Origin of the sequence: Streptomyces aureoversilis (genome assembly GCF_042657885.1) — a bacterium.
In the GTDB taxonomy this organism is placed as follows: domain Bacteria; phylum Actinomycetota; class Actinomycetes; order Streptomycetales; family Streptomycetaceae; genus Streptomyces; species Streptomyces aureoversilis.
This window is the reverse complement of the sequence record NZ_JBHSKJ010000011.1, coordinates 121,441-134,873: the sequence shown is the minus strand read 5'-3', so window position 1 is coordinate 134,873 and position 13,433 is coordinate 121,441. Positions and strand designations below refer to the sequence as shown.

The 13,433-nt window shown below is 68.8% G+C and carries 11 protein-coding genes and 1 pseudogene; 6 read left to right on the top strand and 6 right to left on the bottom strand.

Going from position 1 to position 13,433, the window contains the following annotated elements:
* The 3 genes from cysD to ACFPP6_RS20490 are packed head-to-tail and all read left to right on the top strand — an operon-like array spanning window position 1 to window position 3,588.
* A complete protein-coding gene (gene cysD / locus ACFPP6_RS20500; protein ID WP_382044299.1) occupies window positions 1–921 on the top strand; it encodes a sulfate adenylyltransferase subunit CysD in 921 nt (306 codons plus the stop codon).
* 2 nt (window positions 922–923) lie between these two features.
* Window positions 924–2,231 (top strand): sulfate adenylyltransferase subunit 1, encoded by a 1,308-nt coding sequence (locus ACFPP6_RS20495; protein ID WP_382044296.1) that lies wholly within the window; start codon window positions 924–926, stop codon window positions 2,229–2,231.
* Window positions 2,224–3,588: an FAD/NAD(P)-binding protein gene (locus ACFPP6_RS20490; protein WP_382044293.1), complete on the top strand. Its 1,365-nt coding sequence runs from the start codon at window positions 2,224–2,226 to the stop codon at window positions 3,586–3,588. Before ACFPP6_RS20495 ends, ACFPP6_RS20490 begins: the two co-directional genes overlap by 8 nt.
* Window positions 3,589–3,839: 251 nt before the next feature.
* On the opposite strand, the gene ACFPP6_RS20485 is transcribed toward ACFPP6_RS20490, so the two are convergent.
* From ACFPP6_RS20485 to ACFPP6_RS20480, 3 genes and pseudogenes are all read right to left on the bottom strand, one after another.
* Complete coding sequence (locus ACFPP6_RS20485) at window positions 3,840–4,511, bottom strand: helix-turn-helix transcriptional regulator (RefSeq protein ID WP_382044598.1); 672 nt, start codon at window positions 4,509–4,511, stop codon at window positions 3,840–3,842.
* A 57-nt stretch (window positions 4,512–4,568) separates the two neighbouring features.
* Window positions 4,569–4,811 (bottom strand): annotated as a pseudogene (locus ACFPP6_RS36665) (class III lanthionine synthetase LanKC N-terminal domain-containing protein); the annotation flags it as partial.
* Window positions 4,812–5,090: 279 nt separating this feature from the next.
* Complete coding sequence (locus ACFPP6_RS20480) at window positions 5,091–7,490, bottom strand: ATP-binding protein (protein ID WP_382044290.1); 2,400 nt, start codon at window positions 7,488–7,490, stop codon at window positions 5,091–5,093.
* A 577-nt stretch (window positions 7,491–8,067) separates the two neighbouring features.
* Between ACFPP6_RS20480 and ACFPP6_RS20475 the strand changes: the two genes are divergently transcribed.
* The 3 genes from ACFPP6_RS20475 to ACFPP6_RS20465 all read left to right on the top strand — a co-directional run bounded on the left by ACFPP6_RS20475 (window position 8,068) and on the right by ACFPP6_RS20465 (window position 9,766).
* Entirely contained in the window at window positions 8,068–8,289 is a 222-nt protein-coding gene (locus ACFPP6_RS20475) for a hypothetical protein (protein ID WP_382044287.1), read from the top strand.
* Window positions 8,290–8,494: 205 nt separating this feature from the next.
* On the top strand, window positions 8,495–8,650 hold the full coding sequence (locus tag ACFPP6_RS20470; RefSeq protein ID WP_382044285.1) for a hypothetical protein: 156 nt from the start codon (window positions 8,495–8,497) through the stop codon (window positions 8,648–8,650).
* Window positions 8,651–9,148: 498 nt separating this feature from the next.
* Window positions 9,149–9,766, top strand: coding sequence for a hypothetical protein (locus tag ACFPP6_RS20465; RefSeq protein ID WP_382044282.1), 618 nt, complete (start codon window positions 9,149–9,151; stop codon window positions 9,764–9,766).
* Window positions 9,767–9,785: 19 nt separating this feature from the next.
* Here the strand turns inward: ACFPP6_RS20465 and ACFPP6_RS20460 are convergent, their stop codons facing one another.
* The 3 genes from ACFPP6_RS20460 to ACFPP6_RS20450 form a co-directional block, all read right to left on the bottom strand.
* Window positions 9,786–10,949, bottom strand: a complete 1,164-nt coding sequence (locus tag ACFPP6_RS20460; RefSeq protein ID WP_382044279.1) for a hypothetical protein — start codon at window positions 10,947–10,949, stop codon at window positions 9,786–9,788.
* Between the two features lie 3 nt (window positions 10,950–10,952).
* Window positions 10,953–12,065 carry a helix-turn-helix domain-containing protein gene (locus ACFPP6_RS20455; RefSeq protein ID WP_382044276.1) on the bottom strand — a complete coding sequence of 371 codons (1,113 nt, stop codon included), beginning with the start codon at window positions 12,063–12,065 and terminating at the stop codon, window positions 10,953–10,955.
* A 344-nt stretch (window positions 12,066–12,409) separates the two neighbouring features.
* Window positions 12,410–13,393: a hypothetical protein gene (locus ACFPP6_RS20450; protein ID WP_382044273.1), complete on the bottom strand. Its 984-nt coding sequence runs from the start codon at window positions 13,391–13,393 to the stop codon at window positions 12,410–12,412.
* Window positions 13,394–13,433 lie beyond the last annotated feature (40 nt).

Here is a 13,433-nt window from a genome sequence, read left to right as displayed (position 1 = left end):
ATGACGACAGTAACCGGCGGTTGCACTTTCACGCTCTCGCAGCTGGAGACGCTGGAGGCGGAGTCGGTGCACATTTTCCGCGAGGTGGCGGGGGAGTTCGAGCGTCCGGTGATCCTGTTCTCCGGTGGCAAGGACTCCATCGTGATGCTGCATCTGGCAATGAAGGCATTCCGGCCCGCGCCGGTTCCGTTCCCGCTGCTGCACGTCGACACCGGGCACAACTTCCCCGAGGTCATCGAGTACCGCGACCGCACCGTCGCCCGGCACGACCTGCGCCTGCACGTGGCGCACGTGCAGGACTTCATCGACGACGGCCGGCTGCGCGAGCGCCCGGACGGCACCCGCAACCCGCTGCAGACCGTTCCGCTGCTGGACGCCATCGAGTCGAACAGGTTCGACGCCGTCTTCGGCGGCGGTCGCCGCGACGAGGAGAAGGCCCGCGCCAAGGAGCGGGTCTTCTCGCTGCGCGACGCGTTCGGCACCTGGGACCCGCGTCGCCAGCGGCCCGAGCTCTGGTCGCTCTACAACGGCAGGCACGCGCCCGGCGAGCACGTACGGGTCTTCCCGCTCTCCAACTGGACCGAGCTGGACGTCTGGCAGTACATCGAGCGCGAGAGCATCGAACTCCCCGGGATCTACTACGCCCACCGGCGCGACGTCTTCGCCCGCAACGGCATGTGGCTCACCGCCGGCGACTGGGGCGGCCCCAAGGACCACGAGACGGTCCAGCGCCGCCTGATCCGCTACCGCACGGTCGGCGACATGTCCTGCACCGGAGCCGTCGACTCCCACGCCGCCACCATCGCCGACGTGATCACCGAGATCGCCGCCAGCCGCCTCACCGAACGCGGCGCCACCCGGGCCGACGACAAGATGTCCGAAGCCGCCATGGAAGACCGCAAGCGCGAGGGGTACTTCTGACCATGACCGCCACCACGGTCCGCACCGGACCCGCCTCGCTGCTGCGCTTCGCCACCGCCGGATCGGTCGACGACGGCAAGTCCACCCTGGTCGGCCGCCTGCTGCACGACTCCAAGTCCGTCCTCGCCGACCAGTTGGAGGCCGTCGAACGCGCCTCCCGAAGCCGCGGCCGGAACGCACCCGACCTCGCGCTGCTCACCGACGGCCTGCGGGCCGAACGCGAGCAGGGCATCACCATCGACGTCGCCTACCGCTACTTCGCCACCCCCCGGCGCCGGTTCATCCTCGCCGACACCCCCGGCCACGTGCAGTACACCCGCAACATGGCCACCGGAGCCTCCACCGCCGAACTCACCGTCATCCTCGTCGACGCCCGCAACGGCGTCGTCGAGCAGACCCGCCGCCACGCAGCCGTCGCGGCGCTCCTGCGCGTCCCGCACGTCGTGCTGGCCGTCAACAAGATGGACCTGGTCGACTACGCCGAGCCGGTCTTCGCCGCCATCGCCGAGGAATTCACCGTGCTCGCCGCGGCATTGGGTGTTCCCGAGATCACCGCGATCCCGATCTCCGCGCTCGCCGGCGACAACGTGGCGGAGCCCTCCGCGCGGATGGACTGGTACGGCGGCCCCACCGTGCTCGAGCACCTGGAGACCGTCCCCGTCAGCCACGACCTGACAGCCTGCCCGGCCCGCTTTCCCGTGCAGTACGTGATCCGCCCGCAGACCGCCGAACATCCGGACTACCGCGGATACGCGGGCCAGTTGGCCTCTGGTGTGCTGCGTGTCGGCGACCCGGTCACCGTGCTGCCCTCCGGTCGCACCAGCACCGTCGCAGCCCTGGACCTGCTCGGCGAGCCCGTCGACACTGCCTGGGCACCGCAGTCGGTGACGGTGCTGCTCGCCGACGAGGTGGACGTCTCACGCGGCGACCTCATCGCCACCGACCCGCTGCCGGCGCTCACCCGCGATGTCGAAGCTGCCGTCTGCCACCTCCACGAGCGCCCGCTGCTCCCCGGTGCCAAGGTGCTCCTCAAGCACACCACCCGCACGGTGCGGGCCCTGGTGGTGGAGGTCTCCCACCGGATCGACACCGACACCCTCGCCGCCGAGCTCGCCCCCGACGGACTCGGCATCAACGACATCGGCCGCGTCGTCCTGCGCTCCGCCGAGCCACTGGCTCTGGACCACTACTCCGACCATCGCCGTACCGGGTCGTTGCTTCTGATCGACCCGGCCGACGGCACCACCCTCACCGCCGGCATGGTGGGCGGGGCACGCTGGATCTTCCGAGGTGAACGCACCGATGCCTGAGACGCCCCGCATCGCCGTGGTCGGCGCCGGAGCCGCCGGCACCCTCACCGCGGCGCAGCTTCTCCGCAGGGCGGCCGCGCTCCAGGCCGAACTGCAGGTGTTGCTGATCGACCCGGGTGTCACCGGTCGAGGCGTTGCCTACGCCTCGACCGCCGCGCACCATCTGCTCAACGTCCCCGCCGGCCGAATGAGCGCGTACCACGACGCACCGGACCACTTCGTCCGCTGGCTGACCCGACGCGCCCCCGGCGTGCATGCCGGCGCCGATCACGTCCCCCGGGCCCTCTACGGCGAGTACCTCGCCGACGTGCTGGACGCCGCGGCGTCCGGGCCTGGCCCCGGACGCCTGCACCGGGTCCACGAACGGGCGGTGGGCCTACGCCGGACCGACCACGGCGTGACCCTCGACCTCGGCTCCGACGAGCCGGTGCCGGCGGATGCGGCCGTCCTCGCTCTGGGCAACTTTCCCCCCGGTTCGGCCTGGGTGCCGCCCGCCCTGCACCGCTCCTCCCGGTACCTGCCCGCCCCTTGGGCCCCGGGGGCCCTCGAATGCCTGCCGGACCACGGCGACGTCCTCCTCGTCGGGACCGGACTGACCATGGTCGATGTCGCACTCACCCTCAGTCGCGCGGGCCGTGCGGTCCGGGCGATTTCCCGGCACGGCCTGTTGCCCCAGCCGCACGCCGAATCGCCGCTACCCGTGGCTCCCCCGCCCTCCTTCGACTCGGGCGCGGACATCCGGCAGATCCGCCGCAGCCTGCTGAGCCACGTTTCGGCCTGTCGCCGCACGTACGGCGATTGGCGGGTGGGAATCGACGGCCTCCGCCCGGTTACCGCCGAACTGTGGCAGCACCTCTCCCCGGCCGCTCAGGCCCACTTCCTCCACCACGACCAGGCGTTGTGGAACAGCCACCGCCACCGCATCCCGCCGACCGTTGCCCGGGCCCTGCAGGACGAAATCGCCGCGGGCCGGATACAGGTCGGCCCGGGCGAGATCGCCGACGCCGCTGCGACTCAGGACTCCGTCCTGGTACGCCTGCGCGACGGCCGCACGCTGAGCGTCGGCGCCGTCGTCAACTGCACCGGGCCTCAAGCAGATGTACGCCACGTGGACGATCCGCTCGTCGCCGGCCTCCTCGCCACCGGCCTCGCTGCCCCCGACCCCACCGGCCTCGGCTTTCACACCACCCCCAACGGCCGCCTGCTCCCCGCTGATGGCACCGCCTCGGACGTCCTGTGGACCCTCGGCTCGCTGCGCCGGGGCGCCTTGTTCGAATCCACCGCCATTCCCGAGATCCGCGCCCAGGCTCACGCCCTCGCCGCCGATCTCCTCGGCTCCAAGAAGGCTGGGCGGTGAGGCGGAAGTCCTGGACTCCACATGTCCCTGCCGCCCGGCCCCGGGGTGCCCGTGCACAACGGCCCACTGCACAGCTCCGCCTTCACCCTGACCAGTCCGGCGGAACATCGACCAGCTGCCGCCGAACTCGCCCCGACGGCCTCGGGGCCCCGACTGCATCGCAGCCGGGGCCCTCACCGTTTTTTGGTTGGTCGCCCTGCTGTCCCCTTGCCTTGCCGACGTGAAGCGCCGATCACCGACTGACCGGGCCGTCAGATAAAGCCCTCACGCAGGGCGTAGGCCACGGCGTGCGTCCGGTTGCGCAGGCGGAGGCGGGTGGTCAAGCCGTGCAGCACGTTCTTGACGGTGCGTACCGAGCAGCCGAGACGGGCGCCTATCTCCGCGGTGTCCAGGCCGTCAGCGATCAGACGCAGGATGTCGGTCTCACGCGCGGCGAGGTCGGTCGGGACGCGGCAGGTGCCGTCACCGGCGTTGCGCTGCGACCGCCCGACCTGGTCGAGCAGGCGCCCCAGCAGGTCGGCGGGGAGGTCGCCCTGACTGCGGGCCGCCGCCAGAACGGCCCGCCGCAGGGCCTCCGGACCGGCCTCGTGCCGCCACAGGATCGCGCTGACGCCGCACTCCAGCACATGCATCAGCTCGGGCTCGCGGATCCGCCCGACGACCAGGACCACCCGTGCGGTGCCGCTGCGAGCCAACCGGCGCAGCTGCAGCAGGGCCGGCGTGTCCAGGGTGTCGGAGAGCACCACGGCGACGGAGGCCCCGGAGCTCTGCGGCCCATCGCCGATCAGGTCCATCTCGGGGTGCAGCCGGAGCTGGCTGACCGCCCCCGCCCGGGAGATCGGGTCGGAGGCATGGACCTCGACGGTGATGCGAGCGGTCTCGGTAGGCCGCTCATGCGTCTGAAGCACGGGTGACTCGCCGATCGTCTGCCTGTCCTGCGCACTCGTACTTTGGCAACGCGCCGAACGGGCCTCCTGCGACAGCGGGGTGGCCGAGACGTGCAGCTTCCGGCCCTGGGCGCGCGGGGGCGCGCCGGACGGGACGGCGTGGCACCAGAACTCGCCCGGTTGGATCCGCCAACCGTCCTGTCCGCTGCGGGAGACGGCCGCCCGGACGAGGTCGGGCAGCGGTGCGGCATCGGCGGTGCGTTCGGCGTGGGTGCGGCGGGGGCCCTGGACGGGTGGGTCGGCGGGGGCCCGAGTGGTGTTCAAAGCGGATGTCACGGCTGTTCGACCTTCCGGCTGTTCCGCTGTCTCCAGGCGGGTTGAGCGGTTCCTCGAGATGGATCCTGCTGTGTCGATCCGGTGTGCTCAACGTGTTGCCCGTTGCCCAATTGAACGGGCAACGTTCCACGCCGGGGGGCATTCGCGATGCCGGCGCCGGGGGGCCCGCAAAACGGAGCCTTCCCCCTGTTCGCGTGCCACGTACAGCTGGGGAGCCCGTGCGGGGGTCAAGTGGTCCGGATATGCGTGCTCCGGGCAGTGCTGTGCCTGCCGGCCCGGTCAGTCCTGTCGCGAGCGGAAGCCGTGGAGCCTGGTTGTCTGTCCCCCAGGGGGGTTCGACAACCGCCGGCTGCCGCCGCCCGCCACCCGGCAGGGCGCCAGCCCGGCGAGGCAGGTCCGGACATCCTGACCGCGAGGATCCCCCAGCGCCTCGTAGAACGCCCACGCTCGCAGCCAGGCCCGCCGAGCCTGCTGAGTCTTCCCCTGGTTGCTCAGGCAGACGCCGAGCTGGTGCAGGGCCTGTGCGGTGCCGGCGCGCATTCCGGTACGGCCGTGGAGTGCCAGCGCCTGTCGGTAGCACTCCTCGGCGCGCGCGTGTTCGCCCAGATCCCGGTACGCGGTCCCGGTGAGCGTCCAGGTCGACGCCTGCAACCACAACGAGCCGTGTGCACAGTGCAGTTCGTTCGCCCGGGCCAGCGGCTCGAGAGCCGCGTCCGGACGGCCCTGTGCGAGGCACGCCTCGCCGAGCCCGGACAGGGCCAGCGCCGTTCCCCAGGTGTTGCCTGCGGCTGTGAACAGTTCCAGCGCCCGGTCCACGTGCCCGGCCGCTTCCGCCGCGCGGCCCTGACGCAGGCAGGACATGACGTACCCGAGCAGCACGCTCGCCTCGCCCATGTGGTCCCCGGCGGCGGCGAATCGGTCGACCGCTCTGCGGTAGTGACCGTCTGCGGCCGCGTGCTCCCGCAGCCCGGCACGGGCACTGGCCAGAACCACTTCGGCACACGCCTCGGCCAACGGGCCGCCGTCGTCGGTGGCGGCCCGGCGGGCGATGAGCCCGGTATTCAGCTGGTCGTGGTGGTGGTAACGCAGGAAGAAGAAACCCCAGAGCGCATAGGGCAGTTGCCAAGCCATCGCGCCGCCCGCCGCACCCGCGGCCCGGGAGCAGGCCAGCAGGTTCACGCGCTCACTCTCGCACCACTGCAGAGCCTCGGCGGTGGACGCGAAGCGCAGGGGCTCGCAGCCCTTGGGCGGAGGGCCGATCGGTACACGGTGGCGCCCCTGCCCCAGCAGCTGGTCGGCCGCAGCCTCGGCCGTGTGCAGATACCAGGCGAGCACCCGCTCGGTGGAGGTACCGAGCGCCGCCGCGGACTCCTCGGCCTCGGCGCGTTCCAGCGCGTACTCCCGAAGCAGATCGTGCATCCGGTATCGGCCCGGCGCGACCTCCGTCACCAGGTGGGTGGCGTGCAGCTCGGCGAGCATCCGCGAGGCGACGGCAGTCGACTCGCCCAACAGCGCAGCCACGGCGCCCACCCCGGCCACGACGCCCGGATGAAGCGCCAACAGCCGGAACGCCCGGGCCTGTTCGGCCGGAAGCATCCGGTACGACCAGGCGAACGCCGAACGCACTGCGGTCTCGGCCTCTCCCGGTATCGCCAGTACGTCCAGCCGGGAACTCGCGCGCCCCAGTTCCTCGGCCAGCGAGGCGGCGAAGGCGAGTCCCTGCTCCGCCAGCCGCTCGGCCGTGATCTTCAGGGCTAACGGGAGATATGCACAGTGCCGCGCGATCGCCGTCAGCGCGCTGTCGGCGCTACCGGATCCGGTCGATGAGGCAGCTTCGACCGATCCGCTCCGCACGGTCGGCAGTGTACGGTGGCCGATCGCCCGTCGCAGCAGCAGCACGGCCTCATCAGTGGCCAACGGCTCCAGGCTCAGGCGAAGTGCACCGTGCCGAACGCTCAGGCCCATCAACCGTCGCCTGCTGGTGACCAGCACCAGACTGCTCCCCGCCCCAGGCAGCAGCGGTGCCACCTGCGCGGCCGAGGCCGCGTCATCGAGTATCACGACCACCCGGCGCTCGGCCAGGGCGCTTCGCAGCAGCGCCGTTTGCTCGGCCGGCCCGACGGCCAGGTCCTCCGGGGCCGTCCCAAGGGTGCGCAGCAGTCCGGTGGCCACGTCGCCCGGCATCACCGGGGCACCGGCCGGGCCGTGCGCCTGCAGGTCGGCGAAGAGCGCCCCGTCGGGGTAGTGCGGGCTCAGGCGCCGGGCCAGCGAGATGGCGAAGGTCGTCTTGCCGACACCTCCCATCCCGTCGACTGCGATCACGGCGGGGCCGTGCTGCTGCGCGAGGATCGCCTCGACGCCGGCCAGCTCCCTGTGCCGACCCCACATTTCCCCGGCGGCGGGGAGCTGCGCAGGGACGGGACGCCTGCGGTTCCCCGCTGCCGGAGCCGCCGGCTCCCGGTGCTCCCAGGTCTGCGGTCCCGCCATGGCCAGCCGGGCCAACTCGCCGTCCGTACCCATGACCTGGTCGCACAGGCGGGCCAGTTCGAGGGACGGCGCACGGGTACCGTTCTCGACCCGGCTCAGATAGCTCTTGCTGTAGTGAACGAGTTGCGACAGCTGTGCCAGGGACCAGCCGTGTTCCACACGCAAGGCCCGGATTCGTTCCCCGATCAGCACCCGTGCCCCCGCACTGTTGGCGGTTTGCCTGTCATGCACACCGTCCGAGGGAACATCCTAGGGCGTATGCCGAAAGCTCAAGGGTTCCGGCAGCGTCCGGATCCGCCGTGGCGAGAGGGCCGAGGCCCGCCAGGTTCACCCCGACGATGTGAGATCTCGTGACGGATGAGAGGGTCTGGCGGGTGACTGAGACACCGGTGAACACCCTGCAATACCGCTCTGACGGGCCAGAAGACGCCCCAGTCCTGGTTTTGGGCCCGGCCCTCGGCACCACATGGCACATGTCGTAGAAACCGTCTTCTGGCGTCATTGTGATCCAAGTCGGGGGCGTTTGGCCTGTTCAGGACCTTGTGGCGCAAGGGCGTCGACTCAGTTGGTGACATGGATGTGACTGATAAGACCCCCGTCGGCTCGTTCCGGCGGGGTCTTGGCGGCAGAGACGGGGTGCCGCATCGGCCGACCGTCGCTTGCCATCGATTCCTTGAACATCGGCTACTGGCTTCTCTCGCAGGTCCCTTGCTCCTTCGAGACAGAATGGTCTTCTGCTTGTAGCCGCTGTGCTCTGGGGAGGGGCGTCGTGGAGTTCAAGAAGAGAACGTTGGAGAGGCTCGGCGACCTCATCTGTGGAAGCTTCGGTGCCGACGTTCCACGAGGGGACACCGAGCCCCCTTACTTTCCATATCGATCGAGCAAGTACTTAACCGAATTCTTCGGCGAGCTCGACATGGATTGGGAGCATGATGGTTCGATGCGGCATCGCTGGGTAGCTGGCGTGCTCGAGCAGTTGCTGGCGGAGTAGCACGAGGGTCCTACCCACCCGCCGGAGTCGTTCTGCCGAGTCATGGATCACCTGATGGACCCGGCCAGCGCACTCAAATGGAACGAACAGTGTCTCGAGACCGGCCCAGAACCCGCACCGCCCCCTGAGTGTCGCCGAGACGCAGCGGCGTTCGGCCCTGGCTGCTTTCCTGGACACCTGCAGTGAAGACGCTCTCATTGAGGAAGTGCTGCTTCCATTGTTCCAGCAACTGGGCTTCCACCGCATTACCGCAGCCGGACACCGAGACAAGGCGCAGGAGTACGGGACCGAATTGATCAGCGGCTACCTCGACTTCAGCATCGGATCCCCGCTCGTCGTCGACTTCGCCGACTCCGGCTGAACCTTGGCTTCAGGCGCACCGATCACGCGTCTGGTCTGTAGCGGCCAGGGCCATGTACAGGGAGCAACAGCGTGCGCCTGCCGTGTAGTGATTGCGCTTTCAACTTCTGGTGGGATGGTAAGTGCCAGAATATTCGAACAAATGTAGGCGTCGTGGTCTGAGGTGGCTACGATCGTAGTCGTTCGTCGGCGCCCTGCTGCGGGCGCACCTTGGACGGCGATGGGCCGCTGATGACCGGTTCGGAGTCATCCGGGGAGGTGGTACATGATCGTACGAGCGTCCGCACTAGCCTTGGTATTCATGGGAAGCGTTCCGTACTTGGGCCGGTTTGGGTCGGTTGGCTCTTCGGTGCGTCATCCGCGCTGCGGTACAGCGGCGGAAGAAGACTCGTAGTAGGTCGACCGAAATTGCTTCCGATGGTGCAGGGCAAGCGGTAAGGATGAGCGCGTACAGCCCCGCTGGGGAGAGCGTCAGGTCAGGACGAGAGCGGGATGGTTCATGGCGATCGCGGCACGGAAGCCCATGGATGTGGTCGCGGGAGCGCTGGCTCCCGGCGATTTCGTACCCCGCGAGGCAAAGCTGGCGGTTGTCGAGGCTTTCGGGGCGAAGGCTGTGGCGGCATACCGGTACGAGGCGCAAGAGCGGGAGCGGCGGACAGCCGTGGGGATGCCACCGCTGACGCGCCCGGAGGTACTGAATCTCCTAATGGCCCTTCCACTCGGTGAGCCAGTTCCCGCTGGCTCGTTGAGTGAGAAGGAACGTCGGGTGTTGAAGTCTCTGCCGAAGGGCGCGGTGGTTCGCCGCGACGGATTGATCACCCGACAGGCGACGCAGCCAGTGCACATCGACATGGTGTTTGTGCCGGGACGCAGCTGGGAGTCGGCGATGGAGCAGGCTGAGCGGTTCACGCCGTTCACTGCTCGTTCGGTGTTGGTCGATGGTGTGCTGCGGCGCAGAGATGAGGCTGTGATGCGCGCGGACTTCTACGGCATCGGGTTGTTCCTGACCCAGGGGGACGCGGTCGAGGTTGTCGTGCCGCCGAGCCCCTTCGTGCGCAGGCGCCACACGGTTGCCGCCTGGAAGTTCCTGGAAGAAATCCACCGTCAGCTTCCCTGAGGGCTCTGCTTGCGACTGGCTAAGGAGCGACGGGCAGCGTCGCCCATGCTTTGAGTGGCGGGGGTACCTGGAATCCGGATCTTGAGCTTGCGCCCTGCCCGATGCGCTGATTCTCCAGCGCGTAGCGGTCGACGGCCGCAGTGCATTTGTTGCGCCACCACGTCTTGCGCTCGGTACCGGCTCGGTAGCTGGCCATTTCGCTGACCCAGCCGCTCCAGGTGGCGATGGTGTGGTTGTCGGCCTCGCGTCGCGTGTCGCCGTCGGGCAGGAAGAAGCGGTCGAGACCGCGCCCGTCGCATTCCTCGCAGTCGCAGGTTGCAGGATCCACGTTGGCGTAGAGGTTGGACAGGGACTCGGCACCCTTGAAGCACATCAACTGTGGCATCAGCACGTGCGGGTACGTGGGGCCGCCACCTCGCTTGCCTATCTGGGCCTTCTCGTCGGGAGGTATCGCGTGGCGGAGCGAGCTCTGGACGCCGATGCCCGCACAGAGGGCGCCATGCGCCAGCACATCGAGAGCTGCGAGATCCGTGCGCAGCAGTGCCATGTGCTCGACCTCGGTGAACAGCCGCCGCAGGTTGGCCGGAACGTCCTTCGCCTGTTCCAGCGGGTCGAACTGGCGGAAGAGGATCACGGCTTTGGGGTGACGGATCTTGGCGCAGACCGCGATGAGTTGACCGATGTTCTCCCGATTGAGCCAGGCGACGTCGATCGGGAGGGAGACCAGCGTGTCAGCCCGCTCGATCCGGTTGGCGTCCCGCATCACTGCTTTGAGGGCGCGGGAGCTCGCCGGCGGTATGTATCCGGTGGGAGTCAGCGCTGCGGTTGCCCCTCGAGCCTTCTGGAAGTTCAAGGAGTCGTCCACGGTGGCGAACAGTTCGTCGGGAGGCGCCATGAACGGCTCTTCCGCCGTTGCCGTGTAGGTGCTGTAGGCGGCGCTGTCTATCAGCAGAGTCCCCTCGTAACCAACGGCGGTGCGGAGCTGGAACGCTCGAGCGTCGGCGTTGGCGCCGGTCAACACCACGCCGCTCAGCTCATCATCCAGGGTGAGGCGGGGTCGAGGAATGTTGCGGGCATGCTCGTGCAGCAGCACGCGTCCCTGCAGGAGCGGCACAGCCGCCACCGTGTGGTCGAGCGTCTTCAAGGCGGGCGGCCGCCGCCTCGGATCATGGGCGTTGCTCATGAATCACCTCGCAGAAGGGTCCGGCACGTCCTTGTGTCCAGACGCAGAAGAAGCGCACACGTAGATCTCGTGGAACTCCTCGCGACCTAGGCCCGCCAGGTGGGCGGTCTCGGTCGGACTGAGGTGGAGCTGCTCCTCAAGCCGGGTGACGGCCTGAGCGATATGGCGCGGGGTTTCGCGCCGGATGATCGTCGGTTCGTTCGTGCGGTAGCCGAGTGCGGACAACTCGACCATGAACGTGCGGTACTGCCACTCGCTGATGACCCCCAGGTCGACGGCCCGCCGGATGAGAGCGGCCATCGAAACCCCCCACCTGGCTTTGAGATCCATGAGGCGGGCGGCGTCGATGCTGGGCTTCAGCTCGCTCAGGATCACCTCGTGTGGCATGAGGAACTCGGCGGCGAACCGGTCGGCCTGTGCCTCTTGGACGCGCCCCTCACCGGGCTCGCGATGCATGATCAGATGGCCCAGCTCATGCGCGAGGCTGAACCGTGAACGATCGCCAGGCGCTGCGGAGTTGAGGAGTATCAGCGGCGCCCTGCTGGGCGGCCACTGGCTCACGGCGTCGAGATCGGTGGTGCCAAGGTCGCGGACGACGACCTGCGCGCCGGCATCTTCGAGCAGCGCGACCAGGTTGTCGACGGGGCCGGCGGGAACGTTCCACTCTTCGCGTACCGTCTCGGCGGCGTCCGCGGGAGTGTCGAAGTCATTGACCTCAATGTGTCTGAACAGGTTGACATGGCGGAGGGCGGCTGCCTGGGTCACCGCTTCGACCTGGTAGCGGGTAAGTGCCAACGTGGCATGGATCCGGCGCAGCGCGGGGGCTCCCAGGGAGGCGCGCTTGCGGTGATGTATCAGCCCGATGCTGACCCCGGTTGTATCAGCGCCTTGGCACAGCGTTTCGGGCGTGAAGCGAAGTGCGGCGGCGAACAGGTGTACCCGTTCAGCTCGGACTGGGATGCGTCCGGCTTCGGCCCGGCTCACGTACCCCTGCGTCACGCGGCTGCCGTCCACGCGCGACATCTGCTCGGCAAGCTCGGATTGGGTCCAACCGCGCGAGTCGCGTGCGAGGGCGAGCATGGAGGGGTCTGCGACCAACTCCTTGTAACCACTCACGGCCACTCCATCCCTGACAAGTCGCGACTCTACTGAGGATACAGGACTTTATGCCTCGGAATATTCCGAACATGATCTTTGGAGTGCACTGCCTTCAGGGATACCACGCTCCACTGACAATCCAACTGGGCTGGGGCTGGCCGTTGTTGGGTCTCATTGGTACCTCAGCCCGAAACCCGATGCCGGGCTGAACGGCGGCGCCTGCTGCTCGGTGCCTGCGCGCGCTGAGGCCCCGCCCGGAAGTGCCGGTGGCGGTCTTGTGGAGACAGGCGACGGGCAGCGCCGCGGCGGGGTCGTGCTCGATGAGCGGCATGGTCGTCCTTAAGGAGGGCGTGGTCTGGGGGTCAGAGCTTCTCGAACCGTTGAGCCAGGCATCGCGGGCACATGCCGGGATCGTCCTCACCGGGCTCGTACAGGGCAGCACAGTTGGTGCACGTCGCGGTCTGCGGGCCGAGGGAGGTGGCACAGCCGAAGCACAGGGTGCGCGGGCTGGCGGGGGCGGCCGCAACGCGGGTCTGGCGGAGCATCTCCTCGTGGCCGCAGTCAGGACACTCCTCGGTGAGCTGGCCGGGCCGGTCGAAGGCCCTGAGGTAGTCGAACAGCAGCCCGTAGGAGTGGACCCAGCCCATGTGGCAGAAGCTGCACTGTGGGTCGGGGAAGCCGACCTGGACGGCGAACTGCGCGCACACCGGGCACTCGACGACGCTGTCCGCCACCAGGGCCAGCTCCGCGCGGATCTCGTTGTGACGCTGCTTCAGGTAGGACGTGATGGTGCCCAGCCGGGCCCGGATATCGGCCAGGTCCCGCTGCACGAGCTTGTCCTCGTCGATGCTCAGGTCGGGCTGGAGTTCGGTGGTGAAGAACTCCATGAGGAAGGTGAGCACTTCGGCGGCGCGGGCCTCGACGGCAGGGGCGGAGGTGGTCAGCCCATAGTGCTGCAATGCGTTGCGGGACTTGGTCAGCACGCCGAGCGTCTTCACGGCCTTGTCCGCGATGGTGACGCCGGCGATGCCCGCCAGCCGGTCGAGCGCAGCATCGGTGGTACAGCTCTCGAAGTCACCGGACTCGAACCGCACGCGGGTGGCGGCACCGGGGTTCTTGAAGACTTGGGACCAGTGCTCGCGTTGCAGGCGGGCCTTGAGGAGTACTTCGACGGCGGCCTGGAGGTGCAGGATCGCGTACTTCAGGTCCCGAGGCTCGGGCGGATCGCCGTGGGTGAGGTGGTCGGTGACGCTCAGGAGGTAGTCGATGCCGTTCTGGACCGGCGGGAAATCGACGTCTGGCTGGCTGCCGAGGGGTTCACGGCGGTTCCGGGGTCTGATCTCCAAGGTCTGCCTCCTCTTTGAGGGCCAAGTGGCCTGGGCTGAA